Origin of the sequence: Candidatus Enterovibrio altilux, from assembly GCF_002381345.1 — a bacterium.
GTDB classification, from domain to species: domain Bacteria; phylum Pseudomonadota; class Gammaproteobacteria; order Enterobacterales; family Vibrionaceae; genus Enterovibrio; species Enterovibrio altilux.
Genome location: NZ_CP020660.1, coordinates 1350634 through 1376437, shown reverse-complemented (window position 1 = coordinate 1376437; position 25804 = coordinate 1350634). Strand labels below are relative to the sequence as shown.

Sequence of the window (25804 nt, the reverse complement as noted above, 5' to 3'; positions counted from 1 at the left end):
CTGCACCTCGTCTTCGAGCTAATTATTACTCAATTTTACCGCCAGCTTCTTCAATAGCAGCTCGAGCACCTTTGGTAATACGAAGACCTTTTACTATGACTAAACGAGTGATTTCACCAGACAATACAATTTTCGCTATCCGAATGTTTTTAGTGATCACGCTAGCCGATTTCAAAGTTTCAAGACTTATTACATTGCCTTCAACTTTTGCTAGTTCACTGAGACGAACTTCTGCAGAAGTTAAACTCTTGCGAGAAGTAAAACCAAATTTTGGTAGGCGTTGTTTTAAAGGCATTTGCCCACCTTCGAAACCTGGTCGTACAGAACCACCTGAACGTGATTTCTGACCTTTATGCCCGCGGCCCGCAGTTTTGCCCATGCCTGACCCGATACCACGGCCTATTCGCTTCTTAGAAAGCCTAGAACCCACGGCTGGAGATAAAGTATTCAAACGCATAGTGATTACTCCTCCACTTTAACCATGTAATGGATTTGATTGACCATTCCGCGTACACAAGCAGTATCTTCAACTTCAACAGTGTTATTGATGCGACGCAAACCTAAGCCTCGCAGGGTAGCTTTATGCTTCGGTAATCGACCGATAGAGCTACGAGTCTGAGTTACTTTAATAATTTTACCCATGTTAAATTATCCCAAAATTTCGTTTACAGGCAGGCCACGTTTAATAGCTACCATTTCTGGAGACTTCATACCACCCAAACCAAGAATCGTTGCACGAACAATGTTGATAGGGTTAGTAGAACCATATGCTTTCGCCAAAACGTTACGAATACCAGCAACTTCTAATACAGCACGCATCGCACCACCGGCGATAATACCTGTACCTTCTGAAGCAGGTTGCATATACACTTTAGAACCAGTGTGGCGACCTTTAACAGAGTGATGTAAAGTTCCATTATTCAATGCAAAAATAACCATATTACGGCGTGCTTTTTCCATAGATTTTTGGATAGCAGCAGGCACCTCACGGGCTTTACCGTAACCAAAACCTACGCGACCATTACCATCACCAACTACAGTAAGAGCGGTAAAACTAAAGATACGCCCACCTTTAACCGTTTTAGAAACACGCTTAACATCAATCAGCTTCTCTTGCAAATCACTTTGTTGTTTTTCGTTAGCCATCTTTCCGCCTACCTTAGAATTTCAAACCAGCTTTACGGGCAGCATCTGCCAGTGCAGCCACACGACCGTGGTATTGAAACCCAGAACAGTCAAATGCAACAGTTTCGATGCCTTTTTCCATTGCGCGCTCAGCGATAGCTTTACCTACCGCAATAGCAGCATATTTATTCCCGGTTCCTTTTAGTTGCTCACGGATCGCTTGTTCTACAGTAGAAGCGGCAGCAATAACCTCGGAGCCGTTTGCAGCGATAACCTGAGCATACACATGACGTGGAGTACGATGTACTACCAGACGAGTCGCACCCAGCTCAGCAATTTTGCGACGTGCTCGGGTCGCACGACGGATACGAGCAATTTTCTTATCCATAGTGTTACCTTACTTCTTCTTAGCTTCTTTAGTACGCACAACTTCGTCAACGTAGCGAATACCTTTACCTTTATAAGGTTCAGGCTGACGGTATGCACGGATATCAGCAGCAACTTGACCAACCTGCTGTTTGTTCACACCAGTTAGAACAATTTCAGTTTGACTTGGGCATTCTGCTTTAATGCCTTCAGGCAGTTCGTGCTCAATAGGATGTGAAAAGCCCAAAGTAAGAGCTATTGCATTTCCCTTTATTGCGGAACGATAACCAATACCCTTCAGAATTAATTTTTTAGTAAAACCTTCCGTAACACCAACAACCATATTGTTGACTAATGAACGTGCAGTACCTGCTTGGGCATTAGCCTTCATAATTCCTTCACGTGGTGCGAACTTCACAAATTTATCTTCTTGGCTCACTATTACGGCATTATTAATAACATGCCTTAATTCACCTTTAGTACCCTTAACAGTGACTTCCTGACCGTTCAGTTTCACCTCTACGCCAGCAGGAATTACTACAGGTGCTTTTGCGACACGAGACATTTCCTACTCCTTACGCTACATAACAGATGATTTCGCCGCCCAGACCCGCTTTACGAGCCGCACGGTCAGTCATCAAACCTTTAGAAGTCGATACTACAGCAATACCTAAACCAGCCATGACAGAAGGCACCGCATTTTTTTTCTTATAAATACGTAAACCTGGACGGCTAACACGCTGGATTTGCTCAATAACTGGTTTCGCTTCAAAATACTTCAGCATCACCTCTAGCTCCGGCTTAACATCGCTTGTGATAGCATAGTCAGCTACATAGCCTTCAACTTTAAGCAGTTTAGCAATTGCAATTTTTAGCTTTGATGAAGGCATTTTAATAGCAACTTTAGCTGCTGCCTGACCATTACGAAGGCGAGTCAACATATCCGAAATCGGATCTTGCATGCTCATAAGTCTTTACTCCCGTGATTCAATTACCAGCTAGCCTTGCGTAAGCCAGGGATCTCGCCTCTCATACAAGCTTCACGAACCTTAATTCGGCTAAGCCCGAATTTACGGAGATAGCCATGTGGGCGCCCAGTCTGGTTACAACGATTACGTTGACGAGACTTTGCAGAATCGCGCGGTAGAGATTGAAGCTTCAGGACTGCATCCCAACGCTCTTCTTCGGTCACATTAATGTTTTTAATAATAGTTTTTAATACAGCACGCTTCTCAGCGAACTTAGCTACCAGTTTCGCGCGTTTCACTTCGCGCACTTTCATTGATTGCTTAGCCATTACAGTAACCTTTCACTTTACTTACGGAATGGGAAGTTAAAGGCAGCCAACAAAGCTTGACCTTCTTCATCAGTTGCTGCAGACGTCGTGATAGTGATATCAAAACCTCGGATACGATCCACTTTGTCATAATCGATCTCTGGGAAGATAATTTGCTCACGAACGCCCATGCTATAGTTACCGTGACCGTCAAACGATTTCGAACTTACACCACGGAAGTCACGTACACGTGGTAAAGCAATTGAGATCAAGCGCTCAAAGAAGTCCCACATACGTTGACCACGTAGGGTCACTTTACAACCAATAGGGTAGCCCTCACGAATCTTGAAGCCAGCAACAGATTTACGTGCTTTAGTGATTAGTGGCTTCTGACCAGCAATAATTGTCATATCTGAAGCTGCATTTTCGAGCAATTTTTTATCGTTAATTGCTTCTCCCACACCCATATTCAGGGTAATCTTTTCGATTCTAGGGACTTGCATGATACTCTTGTATTGAAACTTTTTAGAAAGTTTTTTTACAACAGTCTTCTTGTAGTAATCATGCAGTTTCACCATAGTACTACTCCAAATTCACTTAATAGTTTTACCATTCGATTTAAAAAAGCGAACTTTTTTATCATCTTCAAAGCGGAAACCTACACGGTCTATTTTACCGATTGCAGCATTGTAGATAGCCACATTAGAAACATGAATCGCGGCTTCTTTTGCAATGATACCACTTTGGATGCCCTTAGCTGGTACAGGCTTCTGATGTTTCTTAACTAAGTTAAGACCTTCAATGATAACTTTACCGGTAGTCAAAACCTTAGATATTTTACCTTTTTTACCTTTGTCTTTACCAGCAAGAACAATAACCTCGTCATCACGACGAATTTTCGCTGCCATTTTAATGCTCCTTACAGAACTTCAGGCGCTAGAGACACAATTTTCATGAACTTATCACCACGAAGTTCACGTGTAACAGGCCCAAAAATACGAGTACCAATAAGTGCTTCAGTCGTGTTATTCAACAATACGCAAGCATTACGATCAAAGCGAATGACAGAACCGTCTGGACGACGAACACCTTTACGAGTGCGAACTACAACTGCTTTCAGAACATCACCTTTTTTTACTTTACCGCGTGGAATTGCATCCTTCACGGTAACTTTGATGACATCACCGATGTGGGCATAGCGGCGGTGTGAACCACCTAGCACTTTAATACACATTATGCTGCGAGCACCAGAATTATCGGCTGCATCCAGCATACTTTGCATTTGGATCATGGTTAATGCTCCGCTATTATTACATTTAGATCCATCTGAGCTATTAGGTGATCTCATTATAAATGAGGCATATAATAACACTAATTTTTTAAGATGGATATATAAGAATAAAACGGCGCCACAGTTGGAGCCGTTTTATTTTAGTCGTTGTAAAGTTTACCTTACAGGCGCACTTTCTCAACTACACGTACTAAAGTCCAAGACTTCATCTTAGAGAGTGGACGACACTCACGAACTTCAATGGTGTCACCTTGGACACACTCGTTGTTTTCATCATGAACGTGCAGCTTCGTTGTACGCTTAATGAACTTACCATAGATCGGGTATTTCACCTGACGTTCAATAGCAACAACGATAGATTTATTACCTTTATCACTTACTACACGACCTTGTTGAGTCCGGATTTTATCGCTCATTATGCATTGCTCTTCTGGTTCAGAACGGTTTTAATACGTGCGATATCACGACGAATAGTCTTAAGAGTGTGAGTTTGTTGCAGTTGCCCAATTGCAACTTGCATGCGCAGATTAAATTGCTCACGCAATAAACTCAATAAATCTTCATTCAACTGCTCTACACTTTTCTCGCGAAGTTCTTGTGCTTGCATCACATTACCGCCTTAGTTACGAAAGTGGTTTTCATTGATAGTTTACGTGCTGCTAACTCGAATGCTTCTCGAGCTAGAGTTTCAGAAACACCATCCATCTCGTACAAGACTTTACCTGGTTGAATTTGTGCCACCCAGTAACTCACAGAACCCTTACCTTTACCCTGACGAACTTCCAAAGGTTTCGTAGTTATCGGCTTATCTGGGAAGACTCGAATCCAAATGTGACCCTGACGCTTAATATGACGAGTCATAGCCCGACGCGCAGCTTCAATCTGACGCGCAGTAATACGCCCACGACCAATAGCCTTAATGCCGAAGGCACCGAAATTTACGTCAGTACCTGAAGCAAGGCCACGGTTACGACCTTTAAAAGCCTTGCGGAACTTAGTCCGTTTTGGTTGAAGCATTAATATACTCCTTACTTACGGCTTCTACGCTGCTTCTTAGGCTGCTCAACCTGTAGCCCAACAATTGGCATACCACCCAGAACTTCGCCTTTGAAGATCCAAACTTTGGTACCAATAACACCATAAGTAGTGTGAGCCGAAGAAATTGCGTAATCAATATCAGCACGAAGAGTGTGCAATGGTACACGACCTTCACGATACCATTCGGTACGAGCGATTTCAGCACCGCCTAAACGACCACTGACTTCCACTTTAATACCTTTGGCACCCAAACGCATTGCATTTTGTACCGCGCGTTTCATAGCACGACGAAACATAACACGACGCTCCAGCTGAGAAGCAATACTATCACTAACCAATTGAGCATCAAGCTCTGGTTTGCGTACTTCTGCAATGTTGATTTGTGCAGGCACACCCACTAGTTGAGCAACACGAGCGCGCAATTTTTCTACGTCTTCGCCCTTTTTACCGATAACAATACCCGGACGAGCAGTGTGGATAGTTACACGAATACTCTTAGCCGGGCGCTCGATAATGATACGAGAAATAGATGCTTTTTTCAGTTCATTCATAAGGAACTGACGTACCTTAAAATCGCCGTTCAGATTGTCCGCGAAATCTTGGCTATTAGCAAACCAAGTGGAATTCCAATGCTTACAAATGCCAAGACGAATACCATTAGGATGTACTTTTTGACCCATTGCTTTCTCTCCTCGTCTCTTAGCAGTCTGCTACAATAACAGTAATGTGGCTAGAACGCTTCCAGATGCGATCGGCACGACCTTTTGCACGTGGCACCATACGTTTCATGATCGGACCTTCGTCAACAAAAATTTTAGTGACGTTAAGATCGTCAATATCAGCATCTTCATTGTGTTCAGCATTTGCAATAGCAGATTCCAAGATCTTCTTGATAAGTTCAGCAGCTTTTTTATTGCTGAACTTAAGAAGTTTCAAAGCTTGTTCAATGTTTTTCCCGCGCACTTGATCTGCAACCAAACGTGCTTTCTGAGGCGAAATATGAGCAAAGCGATGTTTGGCAATAGCTTCCATTTCTTAACTCCTCAACGCTTCTTAGCTTTCTTATCTGCAACATGGCCGCGATAAGTACGTGTTGGTGCAAATTCGCCTAACTTGTGACCAATCATTTCATCCGTAATGAAAATAGGCACGTGTTGACGACCATTATGGACAGCGATGGTCAATCCGATCATCTGAGGAATGATCATTGAGCGACGGGACCAAGTCTTAACAGGCTTTTTGTCTCCGCTTTCCAACACTTTCTCTACCTTCTTCAGCAAGTGCAGGTCAATAAATGGACCTTTCTTGAGAGAACGTGGCATGGTGTATCCTCTTTAAAATTACTTGTTACGATGACGTACGATATACTTATCAGTACGTTTGTTCTTACGAGTCTTAAAACTCTTAGTTGGCATACCCCAAGGTGATACAGGATGACGACCACCAGAGGTCCGACCCTCACCGCCACCATGTGGGTGGTCTACTGGATTCATTGCTACACCACGCACTGTAGGTCGAACGCCTCTCCAACGTGATGCACCAGCTTTACCCAGTTCACGCAGCATGTGTTCTGCGTTACCAACCTCGCCGATGGTGGCTCTACCTTCAGAAAGAACCTTACGCATTTCACCAGAGCGCAAACGAAGAGTTACGTATGCACCATCACGAGCAACGATTTGTGCGTATGCACCAGCTGAACGGGCCAGCTGTGCACCTTTACCCGGCTTTAATTCAACACAATGAACAGTTGAACCTACTGGGATGTTACGCATTGGTAAGGTGTTACCCGTTTTAATTACAGCATCTGCGCCAGATTGAATCTGTTCACCAGCTTGCATGCCTTTCGGTGCAATAATATAACGACGTTCACCGTCCGCATACAATACTAGCGCAATGTTCGCACTGCGATTTGGATCATATTCTAGACGCTCAACTTTTGCTGGGATATTATCTTTAGTACGTTTAAAGTCAATTATGCGGTAGTTTTGCTTATGACCACCACCTATATGACGTACTGTGATACGACCATTATTGTTACGTCCACCAGACTTAGAACTTTTCTCTAGCAGTGATGCGTAAGGCTTACCTTTATACAGGTCAGCATTAGCAACTTTAACAACATGACGACGGCCAGGTGAAGTAGGCTTACATTTAATAATTGTCATTTTTTACGTTCCTAGCGTCTTACTCAGAGCCGTCAACGAAATTAATATTTTGACCTTCTTTCAAAATAACGTACGCTTTTTTGACATCTAAACGACGACTTTGGCGAGCACCTTGACCTTTGGTCTTACCCTTAGTTATAAGAGTATTAACAAATTTAACTTCAACATCGAATAATTTTTCAACTGCAGCTTTAATCTCTTTTTTAGTTGCAGTCATTGCTACTTTGAAAACGACAGTATGCGCGTTTTCAGTAGCCATAGTTGCTTTTTCAGAGATGTGCGGAGCACGTATAACTTTAAGAATACGCTCTTCAGTGATCATTTCAACATCTCCTCGACTTGCTTAACTGCAGCTGCAGTCATAACTACTTTGTCGAAAGAAATTAGACTAACTGGGTCAATACCTGCCGCATCACGTACATCAACTTTGTATAAATTACGTGCAGCAAGGAATAAATTTTCGTCAACTTCTGCAGTTATAATTAAAGCTTCAGTTAAATCAAGCTCTTTTAACTTAACAATCAGCTCTTTGGTTTTTGGAGCTTCTACTAAAAAATTATCAACAACAATCAAACGATTTTGACGCACTAACTCAGACAAGATACTCTTAAGAGCACCTCGATACATTTTTTTATTAATTTTTTGACTATAATCCTGTGGACGAGCTGCAAAAGTTACACCCCCAGAACGCCAAATAGGACTACGAATTGTGCCTGCACGGGCTCGACCTGATCCTTTTTGACGCCAAGGCTTAGCACCACCACCACGTACATCTGAACGAGTTTTTTGAGCACGGGTACCTTGACGGGCACCAGCTGCATAAGCAACAACTACCTGATGAATAAGAGCCTCATTAAAATCACGCCCAAAGGTAGTTTCGGAGACAGTTAGCATATCAGCGCCTTTGACTACCAATTCCATTACTAACTCCTCGACGTTATATTTTAACGGCTGGTTTAACTATCACATTTCCGCCTGTAGCGCCTGGAACTGTACCTTTAATAAGTAGCAGTTTACGCTCAGCATCAACACGTACGATCATTAAATTCTGAATTGTCACTTGCTCAGCACCCATATGACCAGCCATTTTTTTACCCTTAAATACACGCCCTGGAGTTTGGCATTGACCAATTGAACCCGGTGCACGGTGAGACAAAGAGTTACCATGTGTCATATCTTGGGTACGAAAATTCCAACGTTTAACAGCACCTTGGAAGCCTTTACCTTTTGATATACCAGTAACGTCTACTTTTTTGGTTTTTGCAAATAAGTCAACGTTTAGCTCCGCGCCGACTTTAAATTTTTCACCATGATTTAGACGAAATTCCCACAGCCCACGACCAGCTTCTACACCTGCTTTCGCAAAGTGGCCAGCTTCTGGCTTAGTTATACGGCTTACTTTCTTAGCACCTAAAGTTACTTGGATTGCAGAATAACCATCCACTTCAAGAGTACGTACTTGAGTTACACGGTTAGTTTCCACCTCTACAACCGTAACTGGGGTCGACACGCCTTCTTCTGTGAAGACGCGAGTCATTCCTACTTTACGACCGACTAAACCAATCATTACTTGATTCCTCTCTTAACCCAAGCTGATTTGAACATCAACACCCGCAGCAAGATCAAGACGCATCAATGCATCAACAGTTTTATCTGTTGGCTCAACAATATCAATCAGACGCTTATGTGTCCGAATTTCGTACTGATCACGTGCATCTTTATTGACATGTGGAGAGATAAGAACGGTAAAGCGCTCTTTACGAGTAGGCAGTGGAATGGGCCCACGAACCTGCGCACCAGTACGCTTAGCGGTTTCAACGATTTCTGCAGTAGATTGATCAATTAATCGATGATCAAAAGCCTTCAGGCGAATACGAATACGTTGGTTCTGCATTAGACAGAGCTCCAAATAAAAATTACACAGCTGGCATCGCCACTCAACCACGTAATAACGAAGGAGTGTCGATTGGTTTATATGAAACCATAGTGTCGAATCCGACACATTGTCAGTCAACAATATGACTGCGAATATAAGTAAAATATAAATTACCAGCAATCAAAGAAAACCTACAGTAATTAATTTTTATTTAAATTCATTAATTCACAATCACATTAATAAGACATATTATCTTAGCAAGATAAATATTATACAGATAACAAACCCCTTTGCAAGTCATGTTCCACAAATAGTCAAAAAATATCGATAATATAGAAAATAAAAATAATAGCAGAATCACTTGTTTTTGGCTTTATTTCTTAATTCGAGTTTAAATAGCAAATCCCAACATAATTGACGACAATTAAATACTTTTTTATTTTAAGCATATCTACCTAGCATGTCAGTTTATTTAACACTTTTGTCATCGCATAGATGTCTTTAATACGAGCATTGTGATCTTTTAAGCTCAACGTTCCGCCAAAAAATTTTTTGCTTTGTACCATAATCCTCTTTGATAGAGAACATTTATTATAACCATACCTCATTCTCCAAGGCTTATTTAAACTGCACAACTTTTGATAACCAACTACTCAATTACATGGATGACCTTGTTTTCAAAACATTACTCTTTTCCTTTGTGGGATGGGTGAAACCATTCGTGTTAAACGAATGGTTTCGTAATATTGTCTAGTGCAATAAGCACCATCGACTAATATTTCATTAATTTTTCAGCATGTCTGATTGGGTAAGTTAGGTAGCACTTTACTGTCAGCCACATTTGATACACTTAACTCAGCAGCAATGATTTTATACGTATTTATATCTACCGCTAAATGTAACTTGAGCCAAGCTCACAGTTTTCCATCAGTGCCATATTTTTTTATTTTTTATTCCATCTTCAACGTGATATTAATCGTTATGGTTTGCTTACTAATGTATGAATAGTGAGGGCGTGACAATGGCAATTGAGCAAGTTTGAAAACAGAATTTATGAATCCTGCCAAACCTCTCCATGGCATTGAAAATACGCGTTTAATCATGAAAGTCGTCATAATAGCTAAGTTACTAAATAAATGAGGCCCCCATGATTACCATGTTTAGTTTAATTCCATAGCTGGATAACTTCTTAATCAATACAAAAAATTAGTGAACTACGACTCATTAAAGCTTGATTATGCTGCTCTCAGTTAGTGGTTTTATAACGACAATTGTTCATAGACCTGAATATTTCAGTGAACTTAATGATTTAGAATGTTGATTGAAAATTTAGTTCCCTGATTCAAAAAATAAAATCGATTACCATAAGCATTACCTAACAGAGACAGCAATGATTCAAGTCAAAAAATGACGGGGAGGGAGATTGAACCTAAGGGATCATACAACTCAGATTAACGAAACCTACACAATAATAAAAGCGTTAAATAAGCAGACATCACTAGGTATGCTTAATACGAAAACGATTGTCTAATAGTTAATCATCTAGGACTTTGCTATTCGAACTCGAATTAAGAAACAAAGCCTTTTAAAACAGGGATGAATACATAACTAAAAAAGGATGCTAAAGCATCCTTTTTTAGCATTGTTCTATCCATGCTTCAAATTAAGCAATAATTTTAGCAACAACACCAGCACCTACAGTACGTCCACCTTCACGAATAGCAAAACGTAAACCTTCCTCCATCGCAATTGGTGCGATCAGAGTAACCGTCATAGATATATTATCACCGGGCATTACCATCTCAACGCCTTCTGGCAATTCAATAATACCCGTCACATCAGTTGTACGGAAGTAGAACTGTGGACGATAACCTTTGAAGAATGGAGTATGACGGCCGCCTTCATCTTTCGACAAAACATATATTTCTGAAGTAAAAGTCGTATGTGGAGTGATTGAACCTGGCTTAGCAAGCACTTGTCCCCGCTCAACTTCATCACGCTTAGTACCACGTAGAAGAACACCAATGTTCTCGCCTGCACGGCCTTCATCAAGAAGTTTACGAAACATTTCAACACCAGTACAAGTCGTAGTAATAGTATCTTTGATACCTATAATTGCAACTTCTTCTCCTACGCGAATAACGCCTTGCTCGACACGACCCGTTACAACAGTACCACGACCTTGGATTGAAAATACATCTTCTATTGGTAGGATGAACGGCTTATCAATAGCACGCTTGGGCTCTGGAATGTAAGAATCCAGTGCTTCTGCTAGTTCAACGATTTTTTCTTCCCACTGCTTTTCCCCATTCAATGCACCTAGTGCAGAACCTTGAATTACTGGGCAATCATCACCTGGAAAGTCGTACTCAGTAAGAAGTTCACGCACTTCCATCTCAACCAGCTCTAGCAACTCTTCGTCATCTACCATGTCACACTTATTCATGAAAACAAGTATGTATGGAATACCAACCTGACGACCAAGAAGAATGTGTTCACGTGTTTGTGGCATTGGGCCATCAGTTGCCGCAACAACTAAAATACCACCGTCCATTTGTGCAGCACCCGTAATCATATTTTTAATATAATCAGCGTGTCCTGGACAATCTACATGAGCGTAGTGACGCACAGAAGTATCGTATTCTACATGTGATGTAGAAATAGTGATACCGCGCTCGCGCTCTTCTGGAGCATTATCGATTGATGCGAAGTCTCGTGCTGAACCCCCGTATATTTTAGACAATACTGTACAGATAGCTGCAGTTAAAGTAGTTTTACCGTGATCAACGTGGCCAATAGTGCCAACATTAATGTGCGGTTTTATACGTTTAAATTTTTCTTTAGACACGATCGTGTTCCTTCCTAGTTATGAGCCGCACCTACCGTCGTAAGTGCGATCAGAAGTTTTTATCAATGCTGACGAACAATGCCAACATTAAAGTTACTAATCAACAACGTTCTGCGATGATTGAATCAGCAACACTCTTTGGAACGTCAGTATATTCACTGAATTCCATAGAATAAGATGCGCGGCCCTGAGTCGCTGAACGCAAGTCAGTTGAGTAACCAAACATTTCAGCCAACGGTACCTGTGCACGAATAATTCTCAAACCAGCAGGACCATCGTCCATACCAGAAATTAAACCACGACGACTATTTAAATCACCCACTACATCACCCATCCAGTTTTCTGGAGTAGTAATTTCTACTTTCATCATAGGCTCAAGAATGACAGGCTGCGCTTCAAGGGCACCCTTTTTGAAAGCCATAGATGCAGCAATTTTAAATGCCATTTCGTTAGAGTCAACATCATGATAAGAACCATCGAACAATGTCGCTTTAATGTCAAGCACTGGGTAGCCAGCAAGTACGCCGTTACTCATCTGCTCTTCAATACCCTTACCAACCGCACTGATGTATTCTTTCGTTATTGAACCACCGACGATTCCATTAATAAACACATAGCCCTCGCCGAGTGCAGACGGCTCCAGCTTAATCCATACATGACCATATTGACCGCGACCACCAGACTGCTTAATGAATTTACCTTCAACTTCAGCTTTACCACGAATGGTTTCACGGTATGCCACCTGTGGCTTACCTACGTTACATTCCACGTTGAATTCCCGACGCATGCGATCGACAATGATGTCAAGGTGTAATTCACCCATACCCGAAATTAGGGTTTGCCCTGATTCATTGTTGATTTCAACAATGAATGATGGATCTTCTGCCGCCAATTTGCTTAGTGCAACACCCATTTTATCTTGATCCGCTTGAGAACGCGGCTCAACAGCAATCTGAATGACAGGTTCTGGGAACTCCATACATTCAAGAACTACTGTAGATTCTAGTGCACACAAAGTATCCCCTGTCGTCACGTCTTTCAAACCAATAGCTGCTGCAATATCACCAGCGCGGATCTCTTTGATTTCTTCACGCTTATTTGAATACATTTGCACAATCCGACCGAATCGCTCACGTTTTTGTTTTACAGAGTTATAAACAGTGTCACCCGTCTTCACCACGCCTGAATAAACACGCAGGAAGGTTAATGTCCCTACAAATGGGTCTATAGCAATTTTGAATGCCAACGCTGCAAATGGTTCATTATCGTCGGAATGGCAGTCACTGGCATTGCCATCTTCGCCTTCTCCTTTGATCACTTTCACGTCAACCGGAGAAGGGAGGAATTCAACTATTGCATCCAATATGGTCTGAACACCTTTGTTCTTAAATGCAGAACCACACGTTGCCAGTACTATTTCATTATTCAGTGTACGCTCACGAAGAGCTTGTTTAAGCTCGAATTCGGTCAATTCCACATTATTGAGGTATTTGTCCATCAATACTTCGTTCGCTTCAGCAGCAGTTTCTACTAAATTTTGATGCCACTTTTCCGCCAGCTCTTGCATGTCAGCAGGAATATCTTCATAGTTAAAAGTCATGCCCTGATCAACTTGATTCCAGTCAATTGCCTTCATTTTGATAAGGTCAATGACACCGCGAAACTCTTCTTCTGCTCCAATATTCAAATAAATTGGGATAAGTGTTGTGTTTAACCGGTCTTTAATTTGATCAACCACACGTAAAAAATCTGCGCCTATGCGATCCATTTTGTTAATGAAAACCATTCGAGGAACATTGTATTTATCGGCTTGACGCCAAACAGTCTCAGACTGAGGTTCTACACCAGAAACACCACAGAATACAATAACCGCACCATCTAATACACGCAATGAACGCTCAACTTCAATCGTGAAGTCAACGTGTCCCGGAGTATCGATAATATTAATACGATGCTCAGGAAATTGTGCGTTCATTCCATGCCAAAAAGTCGTAGTAGCAGCAGAAGTAATCGTGATACCACGCTCTTGTTCCTGTTCCATCCAGTCCATAGTTGCAGTGCCATCGTGCACTTCACCAATTTTATGAGATAGACCAGTATAAAATAGGATACGCTCTGTTGTTGTAGTTTTACCGGCGTCTATGTGAGCACAGATACCGATGTTACGGTAGCGTTCAATCGGAGTCTTACGAGCCACAATAGTCTCCTTTAACTAAGGTTAACCTTAGACAATAGTTAACCTTAAAATGTGATTTAAGCGTAGCAAAAACTGCGTCTAAAAAGGTATTACCAACGATAATGAGCAAACGCTTTATTAGCATCCGCCATACGATGAACTTCTTCACGTTTCTTAACCGAAGTGCCTTTGTTCTCAGATGCATCTAGCATTTCGTTTGCTAGACGTTGAGCCATAGATTTTTCACCACGCTTACGTGCGGTTTCAACCAACCAACGCATAGCAAGTGCGTTACGGCGAACCGGGCGAACTTCTACAGGCACCTGGTAAGTCGAACCACCAACACGGCGAGATTTAACCTCTACCGATGGACGCACGTTATCAAGAGCTAGTTCAAATAGGGCTAGGTGATCTTTACCAGAACGCTCAGCTATGAGATCCAATGCACCATAAACAATTTTTTCAGCAATTGACTTTTTACCGTCAACCATTACGATATTTATAAATTTTGCAAGCAAATCTGATCCGAACTTAGGATCCGGAAGGATTTTGCGTTGACTAATTACGCGACGACGTGGCATGGAATTCTCCGTTGTTTTCTTCAGGTTTTATCTAAAACTTCTCAGTTTTTTCATAATTATAGATTTATTAGTGTTTAGCCTTACATAACGGATTTCACTAAGATTTAGGACGTTTCACACCGTATTTGGAACGACTTTGTTTACGATCGTTAACGCCAGCACAGTCAAGCGCACCACGAACAGTGTGATAACGTACACCTGGAAGGTCTTTTACACGACCTCCGCGAATTAGAACAACGCTGTGTTCTTGAAGGTTGTGCCCTTCACCACCGATGTATGAAGTGACTTCGAAACCATTTGTTAGTCGAACACGACATACTTTACGCAATGCTGAGTTAGGTTTTTTAGGTGTAGTAGTATAAACACGAGTACAAACACCTCGTTTCTGTGAACACGCTTCTAGCGCAGGCACGTTGCTTTTAGCAACCTGCTTGATACGTGATTTGCGTACCAACTGGTTAATAGTGGCCATTAAGTAGCTCCTAATATTACTTATATATAGGTGTGAAAAAATCTATGCTCCACAAAAGTAGAGACGCAAAATTTTATGCGGCGTCTATTTAGGTGTCAAGATTTATACAGCGATCAATGTTAGCACATTTTGTAAACACTGAACTCTTAAGTCTTTGCATGTACCTACAAACGTTAAATTTACCACTTAATTTGTGAAAAATGATTTTCAGTAAGATTAATAAATCCTTTTATATCAACCAGTTCAATTCCATCACCAATCTTTGTAGTTAGTCCTCGTGCATTTAAATCATCCACAAGAGCATACACTCGATAACCTGAAGATATTAAGCGCGGATACCAATAACCTTGCTCCACTGCAGCAATCACAGCATCTTCAGCTAATAAAATTTCACTATTTTTTTGCGCATAGTTAAGACAAAGGCCTAAAGAAGACGTCGCATATGGCGAAGTATAGATGGTATGTAACATTTTGAATTCCTAGAATTGAAGAACTTTTAAACAACAGCTAAGTTGTTTGGCAATCACCTCGCAAGTAACAATATCAGAATTAACAATCAGAGGTTGTTGAAACACCCCTCTTTCTATAAGCGATTCGTGACAAACATAAATTTCTTTTACATCACACAGTGATAACATTTTAAAAGTTGCAATGTAGTCACGACAAAGCACAAAACTAGGGTGTTGATCGGACAAGAGCTGCATCACACCATCACCAACGAAAAATAATGCGAGATTTTCATTATAATTTGATGTTGCCAACACAGCATCGAGGCCTTCGCGCCCACTCGCAGAGCCATGAGGAGCCGTTGAAAAAACAAAGCCTAGCTTATCCATAAGTCACCTAAAATTGCACAATTCGATCGGCTGTAAGCAATGATTCAGACAATCCACCTAGTCCTGTCTGCATAAAACCACTCGCCATATTTGACGATGATAGCTGATACTGCTTTGCCTCTTCGTTACTTACTTGCCCACGGCGCAATGCCGCCGCAACACACGTTTCCAATTCAACGCCATGTTTTTTTGACAGTGTTTGCCATGCTGTTACCAAAGCAAATTCATCATTGGCAGGCACAGTCAAAGAAGATGCATTAGTGACACCATCTTGGTAGAAAAACACGCGTGTTAACGTGTGTTCTGTTTTCACCAATGCGTTAGCAAAACGATATGCTGTAAGCGATGTTTGTCTACCATAAACAGGCGTACTCACAACGAGCACATAAGTAAGGTTCATTTTTTTATTTCCTCACCTTTATACTGACGAATGTAGAAATAAACAGTATGTTTAGACACATCCAGACGATCAGCAACGTAATTAATTGCATCTTTGATGTTAAAAATTTTTATCATATAGTCCCATTATGATTTGACAATTTTTGGTTTTGTTAGCAACCGATTTATCCGTATTAATATCTAAAATAATTTGCTTAATAATTTAATCCATCCGCTTGTCCACATTACTTGCGCAAATTTACATAGAACTTAGATTAATGCGTTTCTTCCGTCGGCATAAATGCCTGTAGCGCCTGTGAAAAGGGCACATTCAAATTGATGTTGATATATAGCAGGCCAATCATGCGGCTACCTTCATAGCGTATAGCAACCGTCAACAATTTTATTAACTAAAGTAAGCATGAAATAAGTTACACTCAGTACCTTCAATATTACGCAGTGTATGCAAAGCTAAATCGGCCATCAGTGGGCCTACTTGAAGACTAGTGTCTATACCGTGGGTAATTTTAATTGAAAAAGTACTCAGATCTTCCAACGAGTGTAATACCATTTCGTAGTGCAGACCAATTAATACGGCCAAATCGTCGACAATATTTACGTAAAATTTAAGGATAACGTGATCTTATATTGTAAACGGATTGACCTTGATAAAATTATTGGTGACCATAACATTCGCGCCAAAACAGTCGATTGACACCACAAGGCCATCTTATTTTTATTCATTCTCAATTATCACGGATTAAAAGATCAATAAAACTATACACTTTATAACCTGGCAATAAGTCTAACGAATTTAGTTCAAAAAAATATAAAAACCTCAGCACAGCTTAATGCTAATTATTTGAAGGGATAGCTTTATTGCCTAATTCGAATTCAAATAACAAATTTCAACATGATTCACTCTTAAACAAGTGCTTTAGTTTTAAGCATACCTAGCCTGGTCAGCTTATTTAACGCTTGTATCATGCCGTAAATTTCGCTAACTTGAGCATTATGATTCTTTAGACTCAAATATCCCTCTCAGTCGTTTTTTGACTCGAAGTATTGCTGCCTCTGATAGAGAAGCACTTATGGCAGCCATACGCAGTTTTTAGATGCTAATTTGAACCATACAACTTCTGGTAACTAACAGCTGAATTACACGGATGATATCGTTCCCCCAGAGGTTGCTCTTTTTCTTGGTGGGGATGAGAGGAACCGTAAGTTTAATTCGAACAGTTGCATAACATTGTCTGGTGTCATAAGCAACACCACCTGATATTGCATTGATTCTGCGGTTAATCTATTCAAACCAATCAGGTAACACTTCACCATCAGTACCATGTTTTTTTTACTTGTCAGTCGCCTGCCCCCTTAGAATCAAGGGATACGTGCTGAATAGCTCCTTTAGTCTGCATATTGAACGTGATATTAACCGTTTTGACTCGCTTGCTAATGCATGAATAGTGAGGGTATAATAACGACAGTGGAACACGTTTGAAAACAGAGTTAATAAATCCTTTCAGACCTCTGCATGGCATTGAAAATATGCGTTTAACCATAAAAGCTATTGTAATGGCTAAGCTGTTAAATAAACGATGTCTACCATGGTTGCCCGACTTAGCTGAATTCCATAGCTAAATAGTCTCTATTTTACTCTAGGATGTTAGTGAGCCACGATTAATTCAAGCTTGATCACACTACTTCCAGTTAGTTTGTTTGTAATAAAATTTATTTTCCATACCTAAATATTTAAGTTAACCTAGCGATTTAAAGTGTAGATCAATTATTTAGTTCCTTGATTTAAGAGACAGAGCCGACTGGATAGTGAAGCGCAATTTAACTTGCTTAAACATACCCGCCGAAAAATCAATGCAATATTAGGATGTGAAAAGAATCACTTTGATGCGATCATACACTCGACTACCATGAATCCTATCATACTAAATTTTAAATTTTTATTTTTAGTTATTGGTTAAAGAAATTTTTATAATTTATAGCACGATCCTGAATTATGAATAAGGTTCGACACTTTCAACGCATTCGCGTATAAAAAGCAATCTGTCTTTTTAGCTAAATGTTTGCTTTTTTTTAACAGCACAAAAGGGTTTTTGGTATCATGCAAGTTTAATCAGTGATCAGAGCACATAGCGCATCGAGCAACTATTTTCGGTGTACCGTTCAACAGCAGATAGGAATGTATTCATGAGCCTAGCGAATCAAATTCTCACCATTAACGATGATTTTTTCATTCGTACTCACCAGCCTGTACACAGAGGGAAAGTACGTGCTGTTTACTGGCTGACTAAAGAAGACAGTCAACGTCTAGCTAAAGAAAAAAACTATGATGTTGCCTCTGATGCGCTATTAGCCGTTATGGTTATTAGTGATCGTATCTCAGCATTCGATTGCATTTGGAAAGCAGATGGAGGACTCAATGGTGTCCCCGGCAAAGGGGCTGCACTAAATGCAATTGCAAATTACTGGTTTAAACTCTTCAAAGCAAACAGTCTGACTGATAGCCACATACTAGATATTCCCCATCCATACGTGTGGATCGTTCAAAAAGCCAAACCCGTAAAAATTGAAGCCATTTGTCGAAAATACATTACGGGATCAATGTGGCGCGCCTACGCAAAAGGTGCACGTAAATTCTGTGGCATCACTTTACCAGAAGGTTTAAAAAAAGACAGTGCACTCTCAGAATTGTTTATTACACCATCCACCAAAGGTATTTTGACTGGCATTCCGGGTGTACCTGAAACTGATGATGTGAATATTACTCGCAAGAATATCGAAGATAATTTTGCAGCATTTAATTTTTCAACAGTTGACGACATCGCACAATACGAAACGTGCTTAAAAGAAGGCTTCAGCGTAATCAGCAATGCATTAGCCGAAATGGAACAAATTTTTGTTGACACCAAGTTTGAATTTGGTTATGTGACTGACACGTCCGGTAAAGAAAAGCTAATCTATATCGATGAAGTCGGCACGCCTGATTCATCACGTATTTGGGATACTGCAGAATATAAAGTTGGCAATATCGTTGAAAATTCAAAAGAGGATTTTCGTCAATTTTTATTAAATTATTTTTCTGACCCTGATATTTTGCTCAACAAAAACCGAATGTCTGAACGTAAATCTTTGGCGCTAAATAATACATTACCGGTTGATGCACTGATGAATATTTCCAAAACTTATATTAAAATTGCTGAAAAAATCATTGGCCAGCCAATCCATCTTAGCGACAACCCCAAGCAAGAGATTATTGATATTCTCAAAACAGAATACAACTTATACCCAATTAACTTAAATGTACCTGTTTGAAGTATAAAAATTATAGTTAATTCAAAACGTCAATGAGCCTGCTATCTATGGAAAAAGCACAGTAAAACAATATTTTTATGGCATCTCTAAATTCTAAGTAATTTTTGAAATACATGTTACTCTTCAGCTTTATACGTACCATTTTTTAAAATTATCCTATGGCATTGAGATTGGACTCTGCAAAATGAATACTGCATTGCTGAAGCTTTGTTGCCTAATTAAATTTCAGATAGTAAATCTCAACATGATTCATTATTAGACGGTTACTTCATTTTAAGCATGATTAGTCTTCCAGACTTATTAAATTTTTCAACATTCTAAACAGCTAGACTCACTTAAATATTCAGGTCTATGAACAAGCTTCGCTACAAAACAACTAATTGAATGCAATATAATCAAGCTTTAACCAATGGTGGTTCACTAATATTTTAGATTAATAAAGAAGCTATATAGCTATGGAATCAAGCTGAGCAAAATAATCATGGAAGACTTCGTTTACTTCGTAACTTAGCTATGATGACGAGCCTCATGGTTAAATGCGTATTTTCAATGCCATTAAGAGGTTTGCAAGGATTCCTTTTGTTTGCAAACTTGCTCAATTACCATTGTCATCTTCTCACTATCTCATGCATTCACAAGCGAGCTAAGCAGTTAACGTCACATTTAAAACAAAAAATAAAAAAATTATTTATCTCTTAATCATTGATTTTACAGGATTTAATATTTACAGTGAACACAAACAGCAAGCACAAAAGTATGGCACTGATAGGAAGCAGCGAGTTTGATGTAAGTTACATTTAGCGGTAGACATAAATACGCATGAAATCATTACTGCTGAGTTCAGTGCATCAAATGTGACTAGCAATAGCTATTAAGCAGGTTGGTGAACAGAATCAATGAATCCTTGCAAAATTTTCAACAACATTGAAAATACTCGTTTGACCATAAAAGCCATTGTAATGTCTAAGTCATTCAATACACGAAAGTCTTTCACGATTACTCTACCTAGTTTGATTCCATAGCGAATAGCTTGTTCATTAATCAATAATATTAATGAGCCACTATTAATTAAATCTTTATTATACTGCTTCCAGTTAATTATTTTGTAATGAAGCTTGTCCATAGACCTGAATATTTAAGTGAACCTAGTTGTTTAGAGCGTAAATAGATAATTGAATCACCTATTAGATACGGCCATGGTTCGAGTCGAAAAACTACTAGAAAACACATTTAGCTTAAGGAATTACGATGTTTAGGTCAGCGAAGCCTACATAATGATAAAAGCATTAAATAAGCTGACAGTGTTAAATATGCCTAAAATGGAAGCTATCGTCTCATAGCTGCCACGTTGAGACTGGTTATCTAAACTAGAATTAAGAAATAAAATCTCTATACTAAGAACAGTGTTGCAAGCCCTAAAAAGACGGACAAACCGACCATGTCGGTGATCGAAGTCAATGCCATACCGCTTGCAAGTGCAGGATCTATTTTTATTTTTTTAAACATAATTGGCACAGTTACACCCAATATCCCCGCAATAATAAGGTTCGCCATCATGGCGGATGCAATAATACATCCGAGCATCCAGTTACCTTTCCATAGCACGACGATGCCACCAATGACACAGGCCCACACAATACCATTGAGTACACCCACAAGGGCTTCCTTGGTTAATAGCCAGCGGGTGTTTGAATCACCAATATGGCCAACAGCAAGGCCGCGAATCACCAGTGCAACTGTTTGGTTACCAGCGACCCCTCCCATGGAGGGCACTATAGTCATTAAAACAGCAATCGCTGTCATTTGATTTAGTGTGCACTCAAACAGATTTGACACAGAAGCAGTTGCTAATGCAGCCAGGACATTAGCACCAAGCCAAATACTGCGGTTTCGTGCAGATTTGAAAACTGGGGCAAATGTGTCCTCTTCATCGTCCAAGCCGGCCATACTCATCATAGAATGCTCCGCATTTTCACGAATAATATCTACCACGTCATCAATGGTAATGCGACCTACAAGTTGGTGTTGTTTATCTACGACTGGCGCAGATATCCAGTTGCGACGTTCAAATAAGCTGGCTATACTACTATCATCCATCTCTACAGGAATCGCTTCATCCGAGTTATCCATGATTACAAGTACTTCAGTATCAGGTTGCGTCGTTAGTAACGTGGTAATAAGCAAAGAACCAACTAAACGGCTGTTTTCATCAACCACATACAAAGCATCAGTTGCTTTAGGCAACCCACCTCGCATACGTAGATAGCGAAGTACAACATCAATTGTAACATCTGAGTGTATCGTCACTACGTCAGTATTCATCATGCCACCAGCAGAATCTTCTGGGTAAGAGAGTGCTTGTTCTACTCTTGCACGATCTTGTGCATCCATTTGCGCCAGAACGTTTTGAGAAACTTGATTCGGTAGACTTCTAAGAAGATAGGCAACATCGTCAGTATCCATCCCTTCAGTCGCAGCAGCCAGTTGCGATGGGTGCATGCGCACCATGATGCCGTCTTTTACATCTTCCGACAACTCTTCAAGTATTTTACCTTGTTCGTCAGGATTAGTTAACTGCCAGAGAACCAAGCGGCTTTTGGGTGGGGAAGCTTCTAGTAAGTGAGCAATATCTTCTGGCTCCATGTCTTTGAGCAGATGTCGTGCATGGAGGAACATACCATTATCTAGCGCATCGCTAACTTCCTGCAGCATTTGATGTGTTTGCTGGTTAGACTGTTCTGCTTCATAATTTTCTGCCATGGAATTGTCCGGTTAACATCAGTTGACGCAATAACATGAATACTAACGTAATCTCTAGAGGTTGTCTTTCCCAATCTAACGAAGACGTAAAAGAATATAGGTTTCAGATAGATAAAGTAGGTCTATTATCCTCATTAAAATAAATCTTAATCACTTGGATGACAGTATCTAATGTTCCATATGCTCAAGAACCTTAAGATGAAATAATTATTTATTTACTTTAGCTAGAATAAGACTGTGTTTCCTAACTCGCATTCAGATAGTAAATTCAATATAATTCGCTATTAGACAATTGTTTGCATCTTCAGTATACTTAGCTCTGTCAGCTGATTTAATGCTTTTATCATGGCGTCGGTTTAACTAATCTGAGTTATGTGCTCCCTTATGTTCCATTTCCCTCCAAGTAATTTTTTGACTCAATCATTGCTGTCTCTGCTAAGGAACGTTTATTATAATCGGTTGTATTTTTAAATAAGGGAACTAAATTTTCAATCAAGATTCTAACAGTTAGGCCCACTTAAATATTCAGCCTATGAACAATCTTCGCTGCAAAACAACTACTGAAAGAAGCATAATCAAGTTGTAATCAATCATGGTTCACTAGCATTATGGATTAATGAAGAAGCGATTCAGCTATGAAATTAAATTAAGCAGGATCATCATGAGAGATTTCGTTTATTTCGCAACTTAACCATCACGATGGCCTTCATGGTTAAATGCGTATTCTCAATCCCATGGAGAGGTGTGCAAGGATTAATTAATTCTATTTCCAAATTTGCCCAACTGTCATTGTCATGCCTCACTATTTCATGCATTAGCAAACGAGTCAAAATCGTTAACGTCACGTTCAAGACGAAGAATAAAGGACGCACCCAGCACTTAGCCATTGATGCTATGGGACTCAAAGTTTACAATGAAGGGACATGAAAAATAAAAAAGCATGGTACTGATTGAAAACGGCGAGTCTGGCGCAAATTACATTTAGCGGTAGATATAAATACGCATGAGATTATTGCTGCTAAGTTAAGTGCATCAAATGTGACTGACGGCGCAGTGCTACCTAACTTACTGAAACAGACCAGCCTAAAGTCAAGGAAATATCAACCGATGGTGCTTACGACACCAGACAATGTTACAAAATAATTCGTATTAAATGAATAGTTCCACTCAGACCATCAAGAAAAGGAGCAACTTTTTGGAAACGAGATCATTCGCGCAATTTAGCGATAAGTTATCAAAAATGATACGGTTTCAATAAACATTAAAAAACGAGGCATGGTTACCATAAACGTTGTCTATCAGGAACAACAATGTTTCGAGTCAAAAAACCACACGGAGATACATTGAGCCTAAGGGATCGCAATGCTCAGATTATAGAAGCCTACACAATGATAAAAGCATTAAAGAAACTGACAAGACTAAATATGCCTAACACGAAAGCGATTACCTAACAATGAATCATGTTGGAACTTGCTATCTGCACTCAAATCAGAAAACGAAGCTCTACAATCAGCAACAAAATAACCATGGCTCTGCTAACAGCAACAGCTTACTTGTTATTAGCTATGGTTAGCTCAACATCAAACTTTTTAAGCTAATTCAATTAATTTCACTGCTGCTCGAGCGTATCAACCGCAGCAATCACGGATTAAAAAATTTTTTTACTTCATTATGTCATCTTCTCTCCTCAAGTGTACGGTGCCTTATTTGTATCTGATGACCATTGGCTTTAAAGTAGTCTGCTAAAAATTGTGCTATATACACAGAACGGTGTTGGCCGCCAGTACAGCCAATTGCAACAGTAAGATAACTGCGAGAATTTTTTTCAAGTGCTGGCAACCAAGACTCCAAAAAACCTTTGATTTGGGCAATGAACATAACAACATCCTGCTCAGCTGCTAGGAACATCTTGACCGGTTCATCTAGTCCAGTAAGGAGCCTCAATGAAGGCTGCCAATGTGGGTTTGGTAAAAAACGAACATCGAACACATAGTCTACATCTGACGGTAGACCGTGCTTGAAACCAAAAGACTCAAATACCATCACCAAGTCACGAGTAGTTCTGCTTAGAACCAACGAGCGCATAGCATCACTTAAATCATGGGTTGAATGACTGGAGGTATTAATCACTTTGTCTGCACGTTCTTTTAGCGGTGTGAGCAGCTTTTTTTCTTTTTCAATGGCTTGTGTGAGGGACAAATGATTGCAGCTTAGAGGGTGTAATCGACGGGTTGTACTGAATCGTTTTACAAGTTCTTTGTCATCAGCATCAAGAAAAAAAATATCAATATCTAAGTCACTGGGTAATGATGCAAGTGCTTGTGATATTTCATCTGGATCGGCAGGCATATTGCGAATATCAATGCTGACAGCAATATTGGAAACATTGTTCGTCTGAGCACTCACAAATTGCGATAGTAAATTTACTGGTAGATTGTCCACACAGTAATAACCAAGATCTTCTAAGACTTTAAGAGCGGCAGATTTTCCTGAACCTGAACGGCCACTAACGATTTTCAACTGCATCTTATTTGAAATCCTTGTATCATTACTCACCAGTAATGACTTCGTAAAGTTCTTGACCAGAGTATACCATGCGCATCTTTTTACATAATTTTCTGTCACCCAGTGTTTGTGCAATAAGTAAGAGCATTTTAAAATGTTTCTTGCATTGCTCATCAGGCACTAACAAAACAAACAAGAGATTGACTGACTGATTATCTATAACATTAAAATTAATAGGTTCTACACATTGGATTAATACACCCACAGCCTGATCACTGTTAAATATACGACCATGGGGAATGGCCATTCCATTTCCTATACCTGTACTTCCCAGCTTCTCTCTGCTTAAGATGTACTCAAATAATTGTTAAAAATTTTGCTTTAATTGGCATGCAACCAATTCACTGATGATTTCAAGTGCACGCTTCTTACTTGAACAAAGGACTGCACTTTTAGCACAGTCCAATTTAAACACATTTGTAAGTTTCATGTTTAGTGATTGTTCATCTTTTCTTTGTGTTTATTTAACTGTTTAACTAACTTATCAATAAGTGAATCAATGGCTGCATACATGTTTTCTGAGTCCGCTTTAGCGTGAATTTCACCGTTATTTACATGAAGTGTTGCTTCGGCGATTTGCTGAAATTTTTCAACGTTAAGCACTATATGAACATTATTAATATGGTCAAAAAAACGGTCGAGTTTATTAAATTTTTGCATCACATACTCTCGGAGGGACTTGGTTATCTCGACATGGTGACCGGTGAAATTTATTTGCATA

Annotated in this window: 34 protein-coding genes and 6 pseudogenes; 4 read left to right on the top strand and 36 right to left on the bottom strand. The window is 39.9% G+C overall.

Annotated elements, in window-relative coordinates:
- Positions 1–25 precede the first annotated feature (25 nt).
- From rplO to BTN50_RS12650, 31 genes and pseudogenes are all read right to left on the bottom strand, one after another.
- Positions 26–457 carry a 50S ribosomal protein L15 gene (rplO, locus tag BTN50_RS05875; protein ID WP_096619378.1) on the bottom strand — a complete coding sequence of 144 codons (432 nt, stop codon included), beginning with the start codon at positions 455–457 and terminating at the stop codon, positions 26–28.
- Between the two features lie 5 nt (positions 458–462).
- The gene (rpmD, locus tag BTN50_RS05870; RefSeq protein ID WP_096619377.1) at positions 463–642 is read right to left on the bottom strand and encodes a 50S ribosomal protein L30; all 180 of its coding nucleotides are present in this window, start codon (positions 640–642) and stop codon (positions 463–465) included.
- A 6-nt stretch (positions 643–648) separates the two neighbouring features.
- Positions 649–1146, bottom strand: coding sequence for a 30S ribosomal protein S5 (rpsE, locus tag BTN50_RS05865; protein WP_096619376.1), 498 nt, complete (start codon positions 1144–1146; stop codon positions 649–651).
- 13 nt (positions 1147–1159) lie between these two features.
- Positions 1160–1513: a 50S ribosomal protein L18 gene (gene rplR / locus BTN50_RS05860; RefSeq protein WP_096619375.1), complete on the bottom strand. Its 354-nt coding sequence runs from the start codon at positions 1511–1513 to the stop codon at positions 1160–1162.
- Between the two features lie 9 nt (positions 1514–1522).
- Complete coding sequence (rplF, locus tag BTN50_RS05855; RefSeq protein ID WP_096619374.1) at positions 1523–2056, bottom strand: 50S ribosomal protein L6; 534 nt, start codon at positions 2054–2056, stop codon at positions 1523–1525.
- Between the two features lie 10 nt (positions 2057–2066).
- Positions 2067–2459, bottom strand: a complete 393-nt coding sequence (gene rpsH / locus BTN50_RS05850) for a 30S ribosomal protein S8 (protein ID WP_096619373.1) — start codon at positions 2457–2459, stop codon at positions 2067–2069.
- Between the two features lie 23 nt (positions 2460–2482).
- Positions 2483–2788, bottom strand: a complete 306-nt coding sequence (gene rpsN / locus BTN50_RS05845; RefSeq protein ID WP_096619372.1) for a 30S ribosomal protein S14 — start codon at positions 2786–2788, stop codon at positions 2483–2485.
- 17 nt (positions 2789–2805) lie between these two features.
- A complete protein-coding gene (gene rplE, locus BTN50_RS05840; RefSeq protein ID WP_096619371.1) occupies positions 2806–3345 on the bottom strand; it encodes a 50S ribosomal protein L5 in 540 nt (179 codons plus the stop codon).
- Positions 3346–3360: 15 nt separating this feature from the next.
- Positions 3361–3675, bottom strand: coding sequence for a 50S ribosomal protein L24 (gene rplX / locus BTN50_RS05835; RefSeq protein WP_096619370.1), 315 nt, complete (start codon positions 3673–3675; stop codon positions 3361–3363).
- An 11-nt stretch (positions 3676–3686) separates the two neighbouring features.
- On the bottom strand, positions 3687–4058 hold the full coding sequence (gene rplN / locus BTN50_RS05830; protein ID WP_096619369.1) for a 50S ribosomal protein L14: 372 nt from the start codon (positions 4056–4058) through the stop codon (positions 3687–3689).
- Between the two features lie 161 nt (positions 4059–4219).
- On the bottom strand, positions 4220–4474 hold the full coding sequence (gene rpsQ / locus BTN50_RS05825) for a 30S ribosomal protein S17 (RefSeq protein WP_096619368.1): 255 nt from the start codon (positions 4472–4474) through the stop codon (positions 4220–4222).
- On the bottom strand, positions 4474–4665 hold the full coding sequence (gene rpmC / locus BTN50_RS05820; protein WP_096619367.1) for a 50S ribosomal protein L29: 192 nt from the start codon (positions 4663–4665) through the stop codon (positions 4474–4476). Before rpmC ends, rpsQ begins: the two co-directional genes overlap by 1 nt.
- Positions 4665–5075, bottom strand: coding sequence for a 50S ribosomal protein L16 (gene rplP / locus BTN50_RS05815; protein WP_096619366.1), 411 nt, complete (start codon positions 5073–5075; stop codon positions 4665–4667). The genes rpmC and rplP overlap by 1 nt, the downstream gene beginning before the upstream one ends.
- An 11-nt stretch (positions 5076–5086) precedes the next feature.
- Positions 5087–5776 carry a 30S ribosomal protein S3 gene (gene rpsC / locus BTN50_RS05810; RefSeq protein WP_096619365.1) on the bottom strand — a complete coding sequence of 230 codons (690 nt, stop codon included), beginning with the start codon at positions 5774–5776 and terminating at the stop codon, positions 5087–5089.
- Positions 5777–5795: 19 nt separating this feature from the next.
- Entirely contained in the window at positions 5796–6128 is a 333-nt protein-coding gene (gene rplV / locus BTN50_RS05805; RefSeq protein ID WP_096619364.1) for a 50S ribosomal protein L22, read from the bottom strand.
- Positions 6129–6139: 11 nt separating this feature from the next.
- Positions 6140–6418, bottom strand: a complete 279-nt coding sequence (gene rpsS, locus BTN50_RS05800) for a 30S ribosomal protein S19 (RefSeq protein WP_096619363.1) — start codon at positions 6416–6418, stop codon at positions 6140–6142.
- Between the two features lie 18 nt (positions 6419–6436).
- Positions 6437–7261, bottom strand: coding sequence for a 50S ribosomal protein L2 (gene rplB, locus BTN50_RS05795; protein WP_096619362.1), 825 nt, complete (start codon positions 7259–7261; stop codon positions 6437–6439).
- A gap of 19 nt (positions 7262–7280) precedes the next feature.
- Positions 7281–7583 carry a 50S ribosomal protein L23 gene (gene rplW / locus BTN50_RS05790; RefSeq protein WP_096619361.1) on the bottom strand — a complete coding sequence of 101 codons (303 nt, stop codon included), beginning with the start codon at positions 7581–7583 and terminating at the stop codon, positions 7281–7283.
- The gene (rplD, locus tag BTN50_RS05785; RefSeq protein ID WP_096619360.1) at positions 7580–8182 is read right to left on the bottom strand and encodes a 50S ribosomal protein L4; all 603 of its coding nucleotides are present in this window, start codon (positions 8180–8182) and stop codon (positions 7580–7582) included. Before rplD ends, rplW begins: the two co-directional genes overlap by 4 nt.
- 16 nt (positions 8183–8198) lie before the next feature.
- A complete protein-coding gene (gene rplC, locus BTN50_RS05780; RefSeq protein WP_096619359.1) occupies positions 8199–8828 on the bottom strand; it encodes a 50S ribosomal protein L3 in 630 nt (209 codons plus the stop codon).
- A 15-nt stretch (positions 8829–8843) separates the two neighbouring features.
- On the bottom strand, positions 8844–9155 hold the full coding sequence (gene rpsJ, locus BTN50_RS05775) for a 30S ribosomal protein S10 (protein ID WP_005501283.1): 312 nt from the start codon (positions 9153–9155) through the stop codon (positions 8844–8846).
- A 437-nt stretch (positions 9156–9592) separates the two neighbouring features.
- Positions 9593–10362: pseudogene (locus tag BTN50_RS05770) on the bottom strand (transposase).
- Between the two features lie 438 nt (positions 10363–10800).
- Positions 10801–11985 (bottom strand): elongation factor Tu, encoded by a 1185-nt coding sequence (tuf, locus tag BTN50_RS05765; protein ID WP_096619358.1) that lies wholly within the window; start codon positions 11983–11985, stop codon positions 10801–10803.
- 100 nt (positions 11986–12085) lie between these two features.
- A complete protein-coding gene (gene fusA, locus BTN50_RS05760; protein ID WP_096619357.1) occupies positions 12086–14182 on the bottom strand; it encodes an elongation factor G in 2097 nt (698 codons plus the stop codon).
- Between the two features lie 89 nt (positions 14183–14271).
- A complete protein-coding gene (gene rpsG / locus BTN50_RS05755; protein WP_096619356.1) occupies positions 14272–14742 on the bottom strand; it encodes a 30S ribosomal protein S7 in 471 nt (156 codons plus the stop codon).
- Between the two features lie 97 nt (positions 14743–14839).
- Entirely contained in the window at positions 14840–15214 is a 375-nt protein-coding gene (gene rpsL, locus BTN50_RS05750; protein ID WP_096619355.1) for a 30S ribosomal protein S12, read from the bottom strand.
- Positions 15215–15393: 179 nt separating this feature from the next.
- On the bottom strand, positions 15394–15684 hold the full coding sequence (tusB, locus tag BTN50_RS05745) for a sulfurtransferase complex subunit TusB (RefSeq protein WP_096619354.1): 291 nt from the start codon (positions 15682–15684) through the stop codon (positions 15394–15396).
- A gap of 9 nt (positions 15685–15693) precedes the next feature.
- The gene (gene tusC, locus BTN50_RS05740) at positions 15694–16050 is read right to left on the bottom strand and encodes a sulfurtransferase complex subunit TusC (protein WP_096619353.1); all 357 of its coding nucleotides are present in this window, start codon (positions 16048–16050) and stop codon (positions 15694–15696) included.
- 7 nt (positions 16051–16057) lie between these two features.
- Positions 16058–16450 (bottom strand): sulfurtransferase complex subunit TusD, encoded by a 393-nt coding sequence (gene tusD / locus BTN50_RS05735; RefSeq protein WP_096619352.1) that lies wholly within the window; start codon positions 16448–16450, stop codon positions 16058–16060.
- Positions 16447–17062 (bottom strand): annotated as a pseudogene (locus BTN50_RS05730) (helix-turn-helix domain-containing protein). Before BTN50_RS05730 ends, tusD begins: the two are co-directional and overlap by 4 nt.
- Positions 17063–17352: 290 nt before the next feature.
- Positions 17353–18065: pseudogene (locus BTN50_RS12650) on the bottom strand (transposase); the annotation flags it as partial.
- A 568-nt stretch (positions 18066–18633) separates the two neighbouring features.
- Here BTN50_RS12650 and BTN50_RS05720 point away from each other — a divergent pair.
- The gene (locus tag BTN50_RS05720) at positions 18634–19758 is read left to right on the top strand and encodes a phosphoribosylaminoimidazolesuccinocarboxamide synthase (protein WP_096619351.1); all 1125 of its coding nucleotides are present in this window, start codon (positions 18634–18636) and stop codon (positions 19756–19758) included.
- A 513-nt stretch (positions 19759–20271) separates the two neighbouring features.
- Positions 20272–20457: a transposase gene (locus BTN50_RS05715; protein WP_096619350.1), complete on the top strand. Its 186-nt coding sequence runs from the start codon at positions 20272–20274 to the stop codon at positions 20455–20457.
- A gap of 172 nt (positions 20458–20629) precedes the next feature.
- Here BTN50_RS05715 and BTN50_RS10140 read toward each other — a convergent pair whose 3' ends face one another.
- Positions 20630–20803, bottom strand: coding sequence for a hypothetical protein (locus BTN50_RS10140; protein WP_161492964.1), 174 nt, complete (start codon positions 20801–20803; stop codon positions 20630–20632).
- A 136-nt stretch (positions 20804–20939) separates the two neighbouring features.
- Here BTN50_RS10140 and BTN50_RS12645 point away from each other — a divergent pair.
- A pseudogene (locus BTN50_RS12645) lies at positions 20940–21098 on the top strand (IS5/IS1182 family transposase); the annotation flags it as partial.
- A 49-nt stretch (positions 21099–21147) separates the two neighbouring features.
- On the opposite strand, the gene mgtE reads toward BTN50_RS12645, so the two are convergent.
- Positions 21148–22518: a magnesium transporter gene (gene mgtE, locus BTN50_RS05705; protein ID WP_096619348.1), complete on the bottom strand. Its 1371-nt coding sequence runs from the start codon at positions 22516–22518 to the stop codon at positions 21148–21150.
- A gap of 585 nt (positions 22519–23103) precedes the next feature.
- Between mgtE and BTN50_RS05700 the strand changes: the two are divergent.
- Positions 23104–23969, top strand: a pseudogene (locus BTN50_RS05700) (IS5 family transposase).
- Positions 23970–24192: 223 nt separating this feature from the next.
- Here BTN50_RS05700 and rapZ read toward each other — a convergent pair.
- The 3 genes and pseudogenes from rapZ to hpf form a co-directional block, all read right to left on the bottom strand.
- Positions 24193–25044 carry an RNase adapter RapZ gene (rapZ, locus tag BTN50_RS05695; protein WP_096619347.1) on the bottom strand — a complete coding sequence of 284 codons (852 nt, stop codon included), beginning with the start codon at positions 25042–25044 and terminating at the stop codon, positions 24193–24195.
- 22 nt (positions 25045–25066) lie between these two features.
- Positions 25067–25513: pseudogene (gene ptsN, locus BTN50_RS05690) on the bottom strand (PTS IIA-like nitrogen regulatory protein PtsN).
- 2 nt (positions 25514–25515) lie between these two features.
- A complete protein-coding gene (hpf, locus tag BTN50_RS05685; protein ID WP_096619346.1) occupies positions 25516–25803 on the bottom strand; it encodes a ribosome hibernation promoting factor in 288 nt (95 codons plus the stop codon).
- Between the last annotated feature and the right edge of the window lies 1 nt (position 25804).